Below are 16,522 nucleotides of genomic sequence, written 5' to 3'. Positions count from 1 at the left end.
TAAAAGTACCATATTATATGGTACTTTTTTAATATAAAATAATACAAAATAAAAATATATAATAAAATTATTTTAAAATAAAATAAAAAGTATTGTCTTAATTAGATTTATAATGTAAACTAATAGTTAGAAAAAGAAATATATATAAACATCTAAGGAGGCAAAATGAACCACGTAGTATCAGATACAATCGCGTTTTTATCAAGAACATTTCCAAAAATATATTCAAGTTTATATTTAGAATATTTAAAAGAATATTCTTCTATAAAAAATGTTAATAAAACGCAATTAAGAGCTTTGATGTTTATCAAAAACTATGGGGATATAAGTATGACCGATCTATGTTCAAAGTTAAACATAGAAAAGGGGAGTTTAACTAGCATGGTTGATGATTTAACAGAAAAAGGATATGTAATAAGAACTAGAGATTTATCAGACAGAAGAAAGTATTTAATAAGTATAACAGACAAGGGAATGAATCTTGCATCAGATTTTATGGAAAAGTTAAGCCAAAAACTAGAAGATAAATTAAGTAAATTAAATGATGAAGATATAAAAAGATATAGGGACGCTATAAATACTTTAGAAGATATACTAAATCAAGAAAACTTCAGATAAATATATAAGAAAAATTTTATATTATGAAAATAAATAAAAAAGAGGTAAAAATTATACCTCTTTTTTTACATACAAGGAAATTATATTAAGCATCAGCAGATGATAATTGAGATTTTTTTAGTTCTACGTATTTTTCAAGTCCTTCTTTTAATATAGAAGCAGCTTTTAATAAGTCATCTTCATTTAATATATATGCAAGCCTAATCTCATCACGACCTAAGCCTTCTGTTGAGTAGAATCCTTCAGCAGGACAAACCATAACTGTTTCATTATCTTTATTAAAATCTTTTAGCATCCATATAACGAAATCTTCAGCATTTTCAACAGGAAGCTTAGCAACTATATAAAATGCACCAGTAGGCTTTTTACAAACTACACCATCAACCTTCATTAATTCATTATATAAAACATCTCTTCTTCTTCTATATTCCTCATTAACTTCTTTAAAGTATGAAGTTGGAGTCTTATATAGCTCAACTGAGCCTATTTGTTCTAATGTAGGTACACAAAGTCTTCCTTGGCAAAGTTTTAATATTTGTGCTATAAGCCCTTTATTTTTAGATGCTATAGAACCAATTCTTGCTCCACAAGCACTGTATCTTTTAGATACACTGTCTATTATAACAACTCTATCTTCTATTTCTTTTACATTACCGAAACTTGTATATGAAAGACCATCGTATACAAATTCTCTATAAACTTCATCTGCTATTATCCATAAGTTGTTTTCTATAGCTATTTTACCTATCATATCTATTTCTTCTTTCGTATAAACTGTTCCTGTTGGATTACCTGGGTTGGAAAGTAATATACCCTTAGTTTTCGAATTGATTCTTGATGTGATTTCTTCTTTAGATGGTAAGTGGAATCCTCTTTCAGCTTTAGTTGTTATAGGATTTACTTCTACATTTATACACTGACTAAAGCCATTGTAGTTAGTATAAAAAGGTTCTGGTACTATTATATTATCTCCTGGATCACATATTGCCATAAGAGTGAAAAGTATTGCTTCACTACCTCCATTAGTAATTAGTATTTCATCTTTATCAAAATGCATATCATATGTAGTATAATAATCTTGAAGTGATTTTATTAATTCTGGAATACCATTAGATACAGCATATTCTAATACATTACTATCAAAGTTTTTTACTGCTTCAAAAAATCCTTTTGGAGTCTTTATATCTGGTTGGCCTATATTTAAATGATAAACTTTAATTCCTCTAGATTTTGCATCAAGTGCATAAGGAACTAACTTTCTTATTGGAGAAGACTGCATAGCAGATACTCTCTGTGAATATTTCATTTAAACTACCTCCTATATAATTAAAATAACCAGACAATTTTATAGCCCATAGGAAATAATATTATGACGATAAAGCTTTATAGTAGATTTTCCATAGATAGCTTTAAAAAGTCAATTTATAATTTCAAGATTATAGTAGCATATATGGCGTGAAAAATCTTGTATACATAAATATAAGAATATACACAAATAGTTAAAGATATTAAAAAAGTAGCAAAAAAATGGATATATAATGTAAAATCAATAGTATAAGGCTTTTATAATAAAGAATGTATTTCTAAGAGGTGTTATAAATGAGTAACTTAATAATAGATAACATGAATAATGATAAAATAATAGTAGCAAAGGATAGGTCAAAAAGGCCTATGGATAAAGCTAAAAATTATGAAGAAGTGGAAATATACAATGAGTATGAAGTAAAATGTCCTTTTTGTAGAGGAAATGAAGAATTTATAGAGGATGAAAAATATAAGGTATGTGATAAAAATGGATGGCTTGTAAAATCTGTAAATAATAAATTTCCTATAATAAATGATGAAAAAGAAGACATATATGGCATTCACGAAGTAATGATAGATACCTATAGGCACAATGGTAATTTTTATAACATGACTAAAGAAGAGTTTATTCATATGTTTGAGATGTATAAAAATAGATATAAAAATTTAATAAATGATAAAGGGATAGAGTATGTTAGTATTTTTAAAAACTTTTTAAGAAAATCAGGTGCATCATTAGATCATCCTCATACTCAAATCATATCTCTATCAATTGTACCACCAGAAATATACAATGAAATAAATATAGCAAAGGATTATTATAATCAAAATAAATCATCTTTATATGAAGATACAATAAATAAAGAAATTAAAGAATTTAAAAGAACTATATACAATGGTAAATACTTTTTAGCTTTAGTTCCTTATGCCACTAGATATAGCGGTGAGATAAGAATTATATCAAAAGACAAAATTAGATTTGAAAACATGGAAGACAAACATATAGATGAATTATCTAAAATATTTGAAAAATTATTTAAAAAACTATATAAGGTAAGAGGATATAGTCCTTTTAATCTATATATACATACACATCCAAATAAAATAAAATGTGATGAGTATTATAATTTTCATATGCATATAATACCTAGGAAATATAGTTTTGGAGGATTTGAATTAAGTACAGGGCTATATGTATCATCAATTAATCCTTCAGAATTTGCAAATAAATTAAGGTTTAATAATATAGATTGATAATAATTAAAACTGGGTAATATAAAAATACAATAATAAACTTAGGAGGAATAAATGAAATTAATATCTTGGAATGTAAATGGAATAAGGGCGTGTGTAACAAAAGGATTTTTAGACTACTTTAATGAAGTAGATGCAGATATATTTTGTTTACAAGAAACAAAGCTTCAAGAAGGTCAAATAGACCTTGATTTAAAAGGATATCACCAATATTGGAATTATGCAGAAAAAAAGGGATATTCAGGAACTGCTATATTTTCTAAAATAGAACCTTTAAGTGTATCTTATGGGTTAAATATAGAAGAACATGATAAAGAGGGAAGAGTAATAACTTTAGAATTTGATGACTTTTACTTTATAACAGTATATACACCAAACTCTCAAAGTGAATTAAAAAGACTAGAATACAGAATGAAATGGGAAGATGATTTTAGAAATTATTTATTAGAATTAAATACTAAAAAGCCTGTTGTAGTATGTGGAGATTTAAATGTTGCTCATAAAGAGATTGATTTAAAAAATCCTAAAACTAATAGAAAAAATGCAGGATTTACAGATGAAGAAAGAAATAAATTTACAGAACTTTTAGATTCTGGATTTATAGATACATATAGATATTTTAATGTAGATAAAGAAGGCGTATATTCTTGGTGGTCTTATAGATTTAATGCAAGAAAAAATAATTCTGGATGGAGAATTGATTACTTTGTAGTAAGTGATGATATGAAAGATAGATTAGTTAGTGCTGATATACATACACAAATATTAGGATCTGATCATTGTCCTATAGAATTAGTCATAAAATAATTATTAATAAATTTTATATCACCTTAATATAATGTATAGTAGCATGATTATATTAAATCATAAGAAAAATTTATATTAAGGGGGACAAAATGAAATTATTAGAGCTTAAGCATAAATTAGAAAAAGGAGAATCTTTAGGCGGAGAGGTTATTTATATAAAAGAAGATAATATACTATATGGAATAGAGTGTTTATATGAAGATCGAGAGAATGAATATATAACCTTGCTAAAGTCAAAAGAAGAATCTGTTAAGGTATGTGACTTTTTAAATATATTAAATGAACTATATGCCAATATAGGTGATAAAGATGTATTTATAGGAGAAAAAGAGCTAAATAGAAGTGAAAGTAAAGAAATAAAAAGTGTAGAATTTGCTCAGTATGAGCTTATGAAGATGCTATTTATAAATATTTAAATAAAAAAAGATAGAGTATATACTCTATCTTTTTTTATATTTAGGTTCACCACTTAAAAATTGGCCAGTTTTCCCCATCTTATATGCTAAATCAATAATTTTTTTATCTTCACGAGTTAATGGTCTTTCAAGAAGTTTTTCAAATTCTTTGAATAGTTTATCATAATCTAATTGCTTTTTTTGACTTCTTTTAGAAGAACAAGGTGCTTTAACTGTAGTATACATATATACATCAGGAACTATACTTGGATTATATATTTTAATAAACACTTGAGAAGTATAATATGCATCATTTAAAGCATTATGATATGATTTGTCTTGATTTAATCCTAATATATTAATAGCATTTTGAAGACCAATACTTTTTCCAGCGGGATTATTAAAGTAATTTGAAGCGTGATGTTGTATATTTATATATGATTTAGGCAAAGTTTTAGAAGGTAGACTATAGTAATTTATATTTCTATATAGCTCTTTTAAATCACCAGTTCCCCATACACAAAGCACAGGATTTTTAGTAGAAATAAATTTTTTAAAATCCTTATAAACTTGTGGAAAGGTAGGTGCATCTAAAACATCATCTATAGTGATATTAGTCATTTTACCAACAAAAGGATGAATTTTTTTGTATAGTTGAGGTTTTACATAGCTATTAAAGGTATCTATTAGATTAAAATTGCTATCTAATTTAATTGCACCTATTTGAATTATCTCAAAAGGACATTTTTCATTAGATACTGTCTTATTAATTTTTTTGTCAAAGCCTTGATTAAATTCTAAGTCAAAAACTATATATTCCATAATACTTCTCTCCTAATAATCTTATCTTGTGATAAAATGTATAATTAAATTATAAAATTACTTGTATTAATATATAAAAATACATCTTACTTTAGTATACCCTATATTGATAAAAATGTTAAATAAATGTATAAAAAACAGTAATAAGTAATATCGTGAATATGTTTAAAATATAAATTAATAAAAATATTGCGAACTTTAAAAGCTTAATATATAATAAGTATAAATTAAAATACGAACAAAACGATTTATAAAAATTAAAATATAAAAGTTTTAGGTATCGTGTATATTTTTCAGTACAAAATACATATCTTATAGGGGAGTGTGCTTAAATGCAAAAACTATTATATACAATAGAAAGAGATAATCATAATGAAAAAAATCTTAGAGATATATTAAGTAAAAACAAGCATATAAAGTTTGTATCATTAATGGGTGTTGACTTAGGTGGAAATGCAACTGATGAAAAAATACCTATGGAATTGTTTTTAGATGATATAGACAATTTCTTAGAATCGGCAGTTCAAACTGATGGTTCAAGTGTTGAGCTTTATAATATTGCTACATTAAACAATGCTAAGGTAGATTTAATGCCAGATACAGAGTGTACATGGTTTATAGATTATAATTTTGAGCATATAGATGAAGAAACTAATTTGCCTGTAGGTACCCTTAGAATACCTGCATTTTTAATACATGAAAATAAAAAAGTTTGTTCAAGGGGAATACTTAAAAAATCAGAAAAATATTTTAAAAACTCTATAATAGAGTTATTTAGGGAATATCCACATCTTATAAATAATATAGGAATAGAAAAAGCAGATGATATAGAAGATATAATACTAACAGCTGCAACTGAATTAGAGTTTTGGGTAAATACTCCAGAAGATAAAGCTGACTTAGAGAAATTATCGGTATCTCAAAGCTTAAAAGAACAGTACTGGAAAAGAACACATGGAATAATAAGAACGTGCCTAGAAAAGTCAATAATAGTACTTCAAAAAATGGGAATAAATCCAGAAATGGCACATAAAGAAGTAGGGGGAATAAATAGTTCTATAAGTATAGATGGTAAAACTAACCACGCGATGGAGCAATTAGAAATATCATGGAAATTTTCTAGCCCTATACAAACAGCGGACAATGAGTTATTAGTAAGGGAGATAATAGAAGACGTATTTACGTCTCATGGACTTGAAGTAACATTTAAAGCAAAACCTATACATGGAGTTGCAGGTAGTGGAGGACACACTCACGTAGGAGTTAGTGCAAAATTAAAGGATGGAAGTATAAAAAATTTATTTGCGCCAAGAGATATGAATAAAGATTATGTAAGTGAAATTGGTTATGGAGCACTTATGGGTATCCTTAAAAACTATGAAGTATTAAATCCTATAGTAACGGCAACTAATGATGGATTTAATAGACTGGTTCCAGGGTTTGAAGCACCTGTTTGTATAGTTACATCTCTAGGTCATAGCTATAAACTACCATCAAGAAATAGATCTGTATTAGTAGGGTTAGTAAGAGATATTAAAAACCCTAAAACAGTAAGATTTGAACTAAGATCTCCAAATCCACTTTCAAATACATACTTAGTTGTAGCTGGATGTTACCAAACTATGTTAGATGGAATAAAAGCAGTAGCTAAAAGTAAATTAACAACTAAGGAACTTGAAAAAGAAATATCTAAAGATATAGGAGAAGAAAGTTTTTATTTAGAAAAAAATAGATCATACAGAGATGAAAATGATGTATTTGAGTATTATACAATTGAAGAGAGAAATGAAAGATTCTCAGTACCACCAGCAACTGTTTATGAAAATATGAGAAATCTAGAAATAGATAAATCTAAGGTAGACGTGTTAAAAATGGGAGATGTATTCACAGAAGCTATAATAGATTCATTTAAGACAGGTGCTATAGACAAGTGGACAAAGGAATTAAATAATAGAATAATACAAAATGATAGAGAAATAATAAGAAATTGTGTAAAATTACATAATAATGAAAATATGGACGCTTTAGATGAAGTTACATGGAATAAAATATGTGATATAAAGTTTAAAGTTATGAAAGATACATTAACTAAAAAATCACTATTTACAGAAATAAAAGAAGCTATAGAATTTAATGATTTTGAAAAAGTATCAAAGTTACAATTAGAATTAAATGGATATATAGAAGATATTCAAGCACTATATGCAGATTACAAAAAAAATATTTACTAAAGTAAAGGAGCTATCTCAAATAGAGAATAGCTCTTTTTTATATACAAAAAATTATATTTTAAGCAACTGACAAAGTCGTTGACGGCATAAAGTATTTTATCTACATGTCGCTTAGGTGAAGTAAATTTTTATAATAAAAAATTAGGAAAGTTTACTTTATTACTTAACAATAATTCTTAAATTGAATAAAAAATGTAATAAAAATGTAAAAAATAGTTAATACTGATAAATAGTTTTAAAAGGAGTGAAAAAATGAGAAAAAATATATTTACTTATATGTTAATTTTATTAGTATGTATTTTGCCATACAATAATGTACATGCATCAACAGAATTACAAATTGATAGACTAATAGAAAATGAGCAAAAGCAAAAGGAAATATCTAAAAAAATAAATGAACTAGACTTAGAATTAAAAAAAGAAGAAAGTGAATCTATAGAAGTTATAAGTATAAGCTTTTTAGAAGAAGATATGGATCTAGTAGAAGAAAAAGAATATTCATTACAAGAAAACAAAAAAGCATTAGAAAAAGAATTAGAAAATATAATGATAGATAGTATACAAATCCAAAAGAGCATAGAGAAAGAGAAGAAAGAGTATTTAGATAAAAATAATTTAAGTTTTATACCTGGCATATGGCCTTTAAAATCATATTATGAAATAAGCTCTGCATATGGACAAAGAATACATCCAATAACTAAAAAAGCAAATTTTCATAGAGGGATAGATATACCTGCTCCTAAGTCTACTGAAATATTAGCTAGTGATGATGGAATAGTAGAGTTTTCTGGTAGTCAAAATGGGTATGGTAATGTTGTGAAGGTAAAACATTTTGATGGAAAGACAACAGTATATGCACATAACTCATATAATAGAGTTAATAAAGGTGATATAGTAAAAAAAGGACAAGCTATAGCGGAAGTTGGAAGTACAGGAAATTCAACTGGTAATCATGTCCACTTTGAGATTTTATTAAATGGAGAAACTACAAATCCTATTGATGGAGTAATAAAATAATTTAAATATATTAAAAAGGAGGGTAATATACCCTTCTTTTTAGCATAAAATAAATTATAATAAAGTAATCAAAAAACATAAGCCTAATCTATAAGTTAAAAATTTAGAAAATTTAGAAAATTTAAAAAGGGATGATGCCATGAAAAAAGATTTTCTATTAGATATGCTTTGTTATATACTTTTACCTTTGGGGGTTTGCTATATAAGTGAATGGAAAAGTCTAGAGTATATAGCTATATTATTAATAGTGCCAGGAATACTTTATTCACTTTATACATTTAAAAGCCAACATAGATTAAACATTACAGCAATAATATTTTCTTGCATATATATAATAATACATTTAGTAAAAAAAGATATGGATTCAAGCTTTGAAAAATATGCATATGATATATATATCCTAATAGGAATATTAGTAGCTATAATTATTAGTAATTTATTAAAAAAAGATATAGCAAGTGCTTTATACACAGATATACTAAGAGCTAATGGTCATAGTAAGTATATTATAAAAAATAATATAAGAAAGTATAATCTTTGTAATGAATTTAATAGAATTTCAAATATAATAAATATTCATATTTTAGCTATAATATTTATTAAGTATTACACTATAATAAATTATAGCAACGAAAGTTACAAAATAACATTAACATTAGAGATGTTAGTAAATATATTATTTCTTATAGGAGAAATATATATAACATATAATATATTTAATCATGCTAGTAAAAAGTTAAGAAATAAAAATACAAAGGTATTAGAAAGCAAAAAAGACAATATAATATATTTAGATAAATGTAAAAAATCTAATAAATAACAAGTGTATTACTTGTTATTTATTAGATTTAAAATACTGTCTCCAATACTTTCATTTTCTATAGTGTTTTTAAAAGATTTCATATTGCACTTCATAAAATTAAATATAGAATCAAATTTATTTGAAGCTATACTATTAAAAATATCTTTTAAATCTTCATCATTTGTATATACTAATCCAATTCCTTTATCTATTATGAATCGGGCATTTTCTATTTCTTGTCCTACCTTAGGAAGCTTAACGACAACTGGTGTTTGAGAAAGAATTCCCTCAAAAAGTGTTGCCCCTCCAGGTTTAGTTATCATTAAATCATACTCTCTTAGCAGATTGTGCATATCAGTAACAAATCCTAAAACTTTAATATTGTTTAAAGGTTTTTTTTCTTTTAATATATCATAAAGCTTCTTATTTTTACCAGTAACAATAGCTATTTCTATGTTATTACAGCTATTTTCTATAAATTCATCAATCCAATACATGAAATCTTCATCTATATCAAATAAACCTCTACCACCACCAAGTAATAAAATTTTATACTTATTAGATTCTTTTGTCTTATTCTCAATACAAAATTTTTTGTTTATAGGTACACCAGTTACTTTTATAGATTCTGGATTAATACCTTTTTGAACATATCTATTTTTTATTTCTAATGATGGTACAAAATACATGCTTGTATCTGGATATATCCATTCGAGGCTATCAACTACATCTGTGACAACTGTTAGTGTGGGAATATTAATACTAGGGTATTTAATTTTAAAATTATACACACAAGCAGCAGCAAGAGGAAACGTTGATATAATAACATCAGGATTTACATCTAATATAAATTCGATAAGCTTAGGAGTATATAATTTATGAGCTATATCATGTTTTGAATCAAAGGACTTTTTTAAATAATAATAGTAGTTATATAGTCCAGGAACATATTTAGTATTGTTTTCATAAAGTTTTACCATTGGTTTATTCATCCTAGGTATACTAGCTGTTATAAAATTTTCTATTATTACATTAACAGAAGAATCCTTTTCTAAAATATAGTCTTTTATGGCATTTGCTGCACTTATATGTCCTGCACCAAATTGAGCAGTAAGAATTAGTACAGTCTTTTTATTATCTATATCCATTAAATATTCACCTCTAAAAAATTACCTTAATAAGTATAATTTATTATAACCATATAAGGAAAAATAAGCAATAATAGAAGTTGATGTTAGCTTCTAAATGTATATAAATAATTTGTAATTTAAAATTTTATAGAGGAAATATCAAATAAGAATTGAAAATAATAAATGAGGTGGTGATATGGAAAATATTAATAAAATTAATGTAAAAGATGATTATAATAGAGAATATTTTATAAAATTATCAAAATCTATAGTATACACAGCAATTGGAATAATTATATTTTTTATACCTATTAAATTAAATGGACAAGTATTGAATTTAATATATCATATATCATATAAGCTTCAAAGTAATATGAAACATTTCATAGAAGTGTGTATTGTATTTTATTTAATTATAGGAATGTTTAAAGAAATATTAAAATGTAACTTGAAAAATAAAAATATTCTTATTATTAGTAGAATTGTAGCATTAATTTTCTTAGTAAATATATTTTTTGGAAGTAAAAACGGACTTTTAGGAAATGATAATGTATATCTTCTTATAGAAGAAGTAGTCTTAAATACAATAATTGTATTTACTATAGGTGTTTTATTTATGCCATTTTTAGAATATGGATTGTTAGAATTAACAAGTGTTTATCTAAATAAATATACAAAATTGTTATTTAGAATAGATGGTATAAGCTTTTTAAATATATTGGTATATATTTTTACAAATCCATTTTGTGGAATGTTTATGACTAATAAATTATATAGAGAAGGTAAATTAAAGGAATATGAAGCTTGTAATATAATATTAAATTTTTCAATACTTTCATACCCAATAGTTATTTATATATGTGGATATCTAAATATAAATCTAGCTTATGCCATTACGGTGTCAACTACTGTATTAATATTAATAAATATAGTATTAAGTAGAATATATCCAATATCTAAGAAGAAAAAATCATATTATTTAAAAAGTAATAAAAAAAATAGTTACCCTAAAAAGGATAAATTAAAAAAAATAATAAAATATTATTTATCTAATAGTGATAGTAAAGGTCTATTTAAAGCAATTATAGATAATTTAGAAGAAAGCATAAGTATATCTATAAATCTTATACCAAATATAGTTATATTTCTATATATAGGGCAGATAATATTAAATAGTGAGATAATAATAGAAATAATAAAGATTTTGATTAATCCAGTATTAGATATTTTGCAAGTTAAAAATATAAATGAGTTAGTAGGATTTATAATAGATGTATTTTATAACACTATAATAGGAATAAATAATGTAGATAAAAGTATAAGTATACAAACCAAAATTTTAATTTGTATAATAGGAATTTTAAGTTGTACATCTATTAGCACAAATATTATATATATAGCTAATAATAAAATGGCATTAAAAATAAATATAAAAGAGTTTATAATATCTTATTTACTTAGAATAAATTTAATTATAATAATATACATATTTATAGCTTACTTGTATAGTGGATATTTAATATAAGATAGGGAGCTATTTAAGCTTAAAATAGCTCCTTTTTCAAAATTATCAACTTAAAGGATAATTTTAATATTAACTTATTATAAATTACTATTGTGCAAAACAAAGTACTGTGCTATTATATAATCACTATTGTAATAAAACAATGTAGTGTGTTATACACAGTAGACTGCTTAATGAGAGGAGGAGTTTTGTGAATACTCAGTTTAGAAAAGGAGTACTTGAAATATGTGTACTAGCTCTTATTTCTAAAAAGGACATGTACGGATATGAGATAGTGCAAAATATATCTAAAGTTATAGAAGTTAATGAAGGAACTATATACCCTATTCTTAGAAGACTTACAAAAGAGGGATATTTTGACACATATATATTAGAATCGAGTGAGGGACCTGCTAGGAAGTATTATAAATTAACAGACTTGGGAAAAGAAAACTTAAATAAGTTAATTGTAGAGTGGAAAGATTTCGTAAAGGCTGTAAATATTTTAATAGAGTAAAAGGAGTGATAATATTGAATAGAGCTGAATTTTTAGATATATTAAGAGATTATCTTAAAGGTAGTTTTTCAGAAGAAGAAATAGGAGATATATTAAGAGACTATGAAGAATACTTTTTAGATGGAACAATAGAGGGAAAAAGCGATATAGAAATAATAAAATCTCTAGGTTCACCTAAAACTATAGCTAGTGAACTTATAGCAGAGACTAAAAATAAAGAAGAAGATAATAGTATAAGACTAAAAATAAATATAATAAAGTCAAATTTTAAAAGACAATATATAAACTTAAAAGATAGAGTTAGTGAAAAATTAACTTTAGATATTGAAAATAATGACCAAAATAAAAGAAAAATAATACAATTAGGTCTTAGTATACTATCTTTAATAGTATTCATTCCAAGATTTTTAATAGTATTATTTTTATCTGTAGTTGGTATTATATTAGTTTCATTAATTGGTTTATATGTAGCTACAATGCCTATAATAATGAATTTTATATCTCAAACACATGAGGTAATGGGACTTTATGTATTTATGTCTATTGCATTTGTAGGTGGTCAGATACTAGCATGGCAAATATATATATTTATAATATCTATATATAAAACAAGCGTAAATAGATATAAAAGTTGGATGAAAACAAGAAAACTATATATAAATGCTAGTAAGAAAAAAGAAGCTAATAATAAAGAAGAGAATAGTTTTAAGGAAGGAGAGAAAGATGATGAATAAAAAGGTAACCATATTTTCAATAATATTAATAGTAATTGGTATAGTTGGCACTATATACTTTTCTATATCATCTGTCCCTTATTTTACTCAAACTATATCTAATATAGAAAAAAGCTTAGATAAAGAGCAAGTAATTTATAATAAAAATATAAGTATAGAAAATTTAGATGTAAATACTAAAGTTAGTAATATAATAATAGAAAAATATGAAGGACATGAAGTTAAAGTAGTAAAAAAAGGTACAAGTAACTACAATATTAAAGAAGATGGCAATAAATTGAGTATAGTTGAAAATGAAAATGAATATAATTATAAAATAAGCAACAATTTAGAAGAATTTATAGAAAATGTGATTAATGCATTTTACTATAATAATAGTCAAAGTTTAATTATATATGTTCCAAATAATATAAATGTAAATGCATCTACTGATTATGCAAGATTAAGTATAGAAAATAATCTATTACTAGATAGTGTATATTATAAGACTATAAATGGGTATATATCACTGCCTAAAGGGATGAAAACACTTAAAAACCTAGATATAAAATCTAATGGACATATATATTTATCTACAGAGGAATTAATAGGAATAGATAACGTTAATATAGAAAGTGGTGGAATTGAAATATATTCAGCTCAAAATGAAATATTTGTAGATGATATTGAAAAATTTATACCAAAAACTATAAATATAACTCAAAATAGTAATAGTAGTTCAAATATTAATATAGATACAAATATACCAATAGCTAAAGAATTAAATATAAATGCATACAATTCAAGCGTTTATATAAACATACCAAGTAAAAATTATAATTTTAGTGTAGATATGAAGTCTATATCAGGTATAAATGCAAGTAATATGCTTATTGATGAGCATTATAGAAATGATGAAAATTTAAAAGAGTTAAAGGGAACTTTAAACAAAGAAAATTTAAATAATGAAGAGAAATATATTATAAATGTAAAAGCGGATAATATAAATTTACATTAAATAAATGAAATTATAGCCAAAAAATATAGAATAATCAATTAACTCCAATAAAAAATGCTAAAAATATAAAGTATACTATGTTATAATATTTATAAATATAAAAAGAAGAGGTATACTTATGAATAAATTAGCATTAAGTTTTATAACAGCTTTTACTTCATTTTTAGTTATAGGATGTAGTGATAAAAGCGTAAATGATGATAATAAAGTAGAAGTTAAACCATCTTCTGCAGTAGAAAGTGAAATATCTCAAAGTGAAGCAACACTAAAGGAATCGGATAAAATTAAGCAAAATTCAGATAGCATTAACATACCTATACATATACTTAAAGATGATCCTAAAGAGGTTAAGTATATAGAAGTTAAAAAAGATAGTACACTTCAAGAAAAGATAGAAAGTATTATAAAGGTATTATCTAAAGAGTGCTTTAATAGTTTACCAATGAAAGTTAAGCTTTATCCTGGTAATAGTAAAGTAAGGATTGAATTGATAGAACCAAAGACTGATTCAGAGAGTAGAGTATCTTGGAAGAAAGATTATCTAAATGAAACAACAAAAGAGTACACAATAAATACAATTGTAAAAAATATAATTCAAGAAGATTATAAAGGCGATTGGATAAAAGAGGTACAATTATATTATGATGGTAAGTTAATATCATTAGATTAAAAGTCAGTATTAGAAGTATTTCTAATACTGACTTTTTTATGTTTTTATGATTATTTTGTTTTTAATTTACTTTATATTTCTATATGTATTTCAAAGAAATATAAAGTAAAAACAATTATCATATAAATTATATATCATCTATTGTATATATATCATCATCAAGATTTGATATATAGTTAGCTATAGATAATACACCTATACCAGCGAGAAGCTTCATTTGTTGCTTGCAAGTTGCTTTAACTGTTGAAGTTGTTATTTTTCTAATTGAAGGACTAATTACACTCAAAGCAGCTAATGTAGTAGAACCTATTAAAATACCTTTTAATAATTGATTATCTTTATCCATGGTGTCACTCCCATCAAGATATAATTTATATATTAAAAATTAATTAAATTTTAATATATAAATAGGATGTGTAAATGATAAAAAAATATAATCTAAAACTGATATATTAAAAATATTTATGATTTTAGGATTATTTACTTTAATAATATTATTAAAAGAACTAGTAACCAGATTTTAAGATTTTCATATAATTATATTAGACAGCATAAGTTTATTATGCGAGTTGAATATTACAGCAAAAGGGGTTTTGACGTATTATGAAGAAAAAGAAAAGCCAAGGGTGTGGATGTCAACCTAAGTGTGACAATTTCAATGTATGCAATGACAAAGTAAAATCATGTAAATCATGTAACTCACACAAATCAAATGTTTGTTGCAAAAAACCTTCAAAAAAATATATAGATTGTGATCATGAGAGTAAATGTGATTTTATGGACGATTGCAAATGTGATGAGCATTTTGAGATTACATGTGTAGATAAGTGCTTAGAACTAGCACAAAAAGCAGAAGATTTATTTGATGAAGCATCACGCTGTGAATGTAAAGCTAAGGAGTTAATGGAAAAAGCTAGAGAGTGTGAAAAATCATCAAATGTATTAGCAGCAAAAGCTAATGATTTAAGAGAAAAAGCACAATGCAACGAGAATGAATCTAGAGCAGCAGAATGTAAAGCCAAAGAATTAATGGAAAAAGCTAGAGAACTTTGTGAAAAGGCTAAATGCTTGCATAAAGAAGCTGAAGAAATAGAGAATGAAGCTAGATGTAAGTGTGAAAAAGCAAATGATTTAAGAGACAGAGCACAAGAATTCAGTGAAAAAGCTAAGTGTTTATATGCTAAAGCTTTAAAATTTGATGAAAAAGCATTAGAATGTTATAAATCTGCAGAAGATAAAATAAAAGAATATGGACATAAATCTAAAAAATGTGAAGAAATGATAAAAAAATGTAGTAGCAAGTTAGATAAGTGTGAAATGGATATGAAAAAATATATAGATTGTGATCACAAAAAATATTGTACATGCGATACTAAAGAAAGTAAATTATATTGCAAAAAAAATAAAGAGAAATATTGTGATATAGGTCTAAAGCCAGAATATTGTAAGCCACATTGCAAAGAAGATGTGTATATAGATTGTGATTGTGCAACTTATGTAAGCCCTATGTATGATATGTGTAATATGCACTATATAGGGGATATGGCAGATGAATATCCAATGGTCGGAATGCCTTATATGAATGCTTGCTCTAATCATTGTCAAGACGCAAATGATATGTGGATGCACTATTATATGAATATGAAAAATATGATGAAAAATATGGGATGGCCAAGATATTAAAATACTAAGAATAAATAAAGAATGCCTGCAGGCATT

Annotated in this window: 17 protein-coding genes; 13 read left to right on the top strand and 4 right to left on the bottom strand. The window is 24.9% G+C overall.

Features of this window, described 5'->3' with window-relative positions; all coding sequences use genetic code 11:
* Positions 1-165 precede the first annotated feature (165 nt).
* Positions 166-618 (top strand): MarR family winged helix-turn-helix transcriptional regulator, encoded by a 453-nt coding sequence (locus I4U66_RS08145; protein ID WP_092924814.1) that lies wholly within the window; start codon positions 166-168, stop codon positions 616-618.
* Positions 619-703: 85 nt separating this feature from the next.
* On the opposite strand, the gene I4U66_RS08140 is transcribed toward I4U66_RS08145, so the two are convergent.
* Entirely contained in the window at positions 704-1,924 is a 1,221-nt protein-coding gene (locus I4U66_RS08140) for a pyridoxal phosphate-dependent aminotransferase (protein ID WP_092924816.1), read from the bottom strand.
* A 293-nt stretch (positions 1,925-2,217) separates the two neighbouring features.
* Between I4U66_RS08140 and I4U66_RS08135 the strand changes: the two genes are divergently transcribed.
* The 3 genes from I4U66_RS08135 to I4U66_RS08125 all read left to right on the top strand — a co-directional run bounded on the left by I4U66_RS08135 (position 2,218) and on the right by I4U66_RS08125 (position 4,400).
* Complete coding sequence (locus I4U66_RS08135; protein WP_166505758.1) at positions 2,218-3,177, top strand: galactose-1-phosphate uridylyltransferase; 960 nt, start codon at positions 2,218-2,220, stop codon at positions 3,175-3,177.
* A 54-nt stretch (positions 3,178-3,231) separates the two neighbouring features.
* Positions 3,232-3,984, top strand: a complete 753-nt coding sequence (locus I4U66_RS08130) for an exodeoxyribonuclease III (RefSeq protein ID WP_092924820.1) — start codon at positions 3,232-3,234, stop codon at positions 3,982-3,984.
* Positions 3,985-4,073: 89 nt separating this feature from the next.
* The gene (locus tag I4U66_RS08125; protein ID WP_092924822.1) at positions 4,074-4,400 is read left to right on the top strand and encodes a hypothetical protein; all 327 of its coding nucleotides are present in this window, start codon (positions 4,074-4,076) and stop codon (positions 4,398-4,400) included.
* 24 nt (positions 4,401-4,424) lie between these two features.
* On the opposite strand, the gene I4U66_RS08120 is transcribed toward I4U66_RS08125, so the two are convergent.
* Positions 4,425-5,201 carry a 3'-5' exonuclease gene (locus tag I4U66_RS08120; protein WP_092924824.1) on the bottom strand — a complete coding sequence of 259 codons (777 nt, stop codon included), beginning with the start codon at positions 5,199-5,201 and terminating at the stop codon, positions 4,425-4,427.
* Between the two features lie 332 nt (positions 5,202-5,533).
* Between I4U66_RS08120 and I4U66_RS08115 the strand changes: the two genes are divergently transcribed.
* The 3 genes from I4U66_RS08115 (at position 5,534) to I4U66_RS08105 (ending at position 9,269) form a co-directional block, all read left to right on the top strand.
* Positions 5,534-7,432, top strand: a complete 1,899-nt coding sequence (locus I4U66_RS08115; RefSeq protein ID WP_166505757.1) for a glutamine synthetase — start codon at positions 5,534-5,536, stop codon at positions 7,430-7,432.
* A 252-nt stretch (positions 7,433-7,684) separates the two neighbouring features.
* Entirely contained in the window at positions 7,685-8,449 is a 765-nt protein-coding gene (locus I4U66_RS08110; RefSeq protein ID WP_092924828.1) for a M23 family metallopeptidase, read from the top strand.
* Positions 8,450-8,588: 139 nt separating this feature from the next.
* Complete coding sequence (locus I4U66_RS08105) at positions 8,589-9,269, top strand: hypothetical protein (RefSeq protein WP_092924830.1); 681 nt, start codon at positions 8,589-8,591, stop codon at positions 9,267-9,269.
* Positions 9,270-9,277: 8 nt separating this feature from the next.
* Here the strand turns inward: I4U66_RS08105 and I4U66_RS08100 are convergent, their stop codons facing one another.
* Positions 9,278-10,399 carry an MGDG synthase family glycosyltransferase gene (locus tag I4U66_RS08100; RefSeq protein ID WP_166505755.1) on the bottom strand — a complete coding sequence of 374 codons (1,122 nt, stop codon included), beginning with the start codon at positions 10,397-10,399 and terminating at the stop codon, positions 9,278-9,280.
* A gap of 178 nt (positions 10,400-10,577) precedes the next feature.
* On the opposite strand from I4U66_RS08100, the gene I4U66_RS08095 reads away from it, so the two are divergent.
* The 5 genes from I4U66_RS08095 (at position 10,578) to I4U66_RS08075 (ending at position 14,803) form a co-directional block, all read left to right on the top strand.
* Complete coding sequence (locus I4U66_RS08095; RefSeq protein ID WP_166505754.1) at positions 10,578-11,906, top strand: hypothetical protein; 1,329 nt, start codon at positions 10,578-10,580, stop codon at positions 11,904-11,906.
* Positions 11,907-12,096: 190 nt separating this feature from the next.
* Positions 12,097-12,402 carry a PadR family transcriptional regulator gene (locus I4U66_RS08090; RefSeq protein ID WP_092924834.1) on the top strand — a complete coding sequence of 102 codons (306 nt, stop codon included), beginning with the start codon at positions 12,097-12,099 and terminating at the stop codon, positions 12,400-12,402.
* Positions 12,403-12,416: 14 nt separating this feature from the next.
* Positions 12,417-13,136 carry a DUF1700 domain-containing protein gene (locus tag I4U66_RS08085; RefSeq protein ID WP_166505753.1) on the top strand — a complete coding sequence of 240 codons (720 nt, stop codon included), beginning with the start codon at positions 12,417-12,419 and terminating at the stop codon, positions 13,134-13,136.
* Positions 13,129-14,133: a hypothetical protein gene (locus I4U66_RS08080; RefSeq protein WP_195928709.1), complete on the top strand. Its 1,005-nt coding sequence runs from the start codon at positions 13,129-13,131 to the stop codon at positions 14,131-14,133. Before I4U66_RS08085 ends, I4U66_RS08080 begins: the two co-directional genes overlap by 8 nt.
* 118 nt (positions 14,134-14,251) lie before the next feature.
* Positions 14,252-14,803, top strand: a complete 552-nt coding sequence (locus I4U66_RS08075) for a hypothetical protein (RefSeq protein WP_092924838.1) — start codon at positions 14,252-14,254, stop codon at positions 14,801-14,803.
* A gap of 127 nt (positions 14,804-14,930) precedes the next feature.
* Here I4U66_RS08075 and I4U66_RS08070 read toward each other — a convergent pair whose 3' ends face one another.
* Positions 14,931-15,149 (bottom strand): hypothetical protein, encoded by a 219-nt coding sequence (locus I4U66_RS08070; protein ID WP_092924840.1) that lies wholly within the window; start codon positions 15,147-15,149, stop codon positions 14,931-14,933.
* A 257-nt stretch (positions 15,150-15,406) separates the two neighbouring features.
* Here I4U66_RS08070 and I4U66_RS08065 point away from each other — a divergent pair, with 257 nt between their 5' ends.
* Positions 15,407-16,486, top strand: a complete 1,080-nt coding sequence (locus tag I4U66_RS08065; protein WP_195928707.1) for a hypothetical protein — start codon at positions 15,407-15,409, stop codon at positions 16,484-16,486.
* The last annotated feature ends 36 nt before the right edge of the window (positions 16,487-16,522 follow it).

The organism is Romboutsia sp. D33t1_170424_H2 (assembly GCF_015669105.1).
GTDB classification, from domain to species: Bacteria; Bacillota; Clostridia; order Peptostreptococcales; family Peptostreptococcaceae; genus Romboutsia_C; species Romboutsia_C hominis.
The sequence above is the reverse complement of the archived record's forward strand: the minus strand, read 5'-3'. Positions and strand labels throughout refer to the sequence as shown.

Bases quoted from the DNA above. Each gene is read 5' to 3' on its own strand.
- I4U66_RS08145 (WP_092924814.1), top strand. From the start codon at position 166: ATGAACCACGTAGTATCAGATACAATCGCGTTTTTATCAAGAACATTT.
- I4U66_RS08140 (WP_092924816.1), bottom strand. From the start codon at position 1,924: ATGAAATATTCACAGAGAGTATCTGCTATGCAGTCTTCTCCAATAAGA.
- I4U66_RS08135 (WP_166505758.1), top strand. From the start codon at position 2,218: ATGAGTAACTTAATAATAGATAACATGAATAATGATAAAATAATAGTA.
- I4U66_RS08130 (WP_092924820.1), top strand. From the start codon at position 3,232: ATGAAATTAATATCTTGGAATGTAAATGGAATAAGGGCGTGTGTAACA.
- I4U66_RS08125 (WP_092924822.1), top strand. From the start codon at position 4,074: ATGAAATTATTAGAGCTTAAGCATAAATTAGAAAAAGGAGAATCTTTA.
- I4U66_RS08120 (WP_092924824.1), bottom strand. From the start codon at position 5,201: ATGGAATATATAGTTTTTGACTTAGAATTTAATCAAGGCTTTGACAAA.
- I4U66_RS08115 (WP_166505757.1), top strand. From the start codon at position 5,534: ATGCAAAAACTATTATATACAATAGAAAGAGATAATCATAATGAAAAA.
- I4U66_RS08110 (WP_092924828.1), top strand. From the start codon at position 7,685: ATGAGAAAAAATATATTTACTTATATGTTAATTTTATTAGTATGTATT.
- I4U66_RS08105 (WP_092924830.1), top strand. From the start codon at position 8,589: ATGAAAAAAGATTTTCTATTAGATATGCTTTGTTATATACTTTTACCT.
- I4U66_RS08100 (WP_166505755.1), bottom strand. From the start codon at position 10,399: ATGGATATAGATAATAAAAAGACTGTACTAATTCTTACTGCTCAATTT.
- I4U66_RS08095 (WP_166505754.1), top strand. From the start codon at position 10,578: ATGGAAAATATTAATAAAATTAATGTAAAAGATGATTATAATAGAGAA.
- I4U66_RS08080 (WP_195928709.1), top strand. From the start codon at position 13,129: ATGAATAAAAAGGTAACCATATTTTCAATAATATTAATAGTAATTGGT.
- I4U66_RS08075 (WP_092924838.1), top strand. From the start codon at position 14,252: ATGAATAAATTAGCATTAAGTTTTATAACAGCTTTTACTTCATTTTTA.
- I4U66_RS08070 (WP_092924840.1), bottom strand. From the start codon at position 15,149: ATGGATAAAGATAATCAATTATTAAAAGGTATTTTAATAGGTTCTACT.
- I4U66_RS08065 (WP_195928707.1), top strand. From the start codon at position 15,407: ATGAAGAAAAAGAAAAGCCAAGGGTGTGGATGTCAACCTAAGTGTGAC.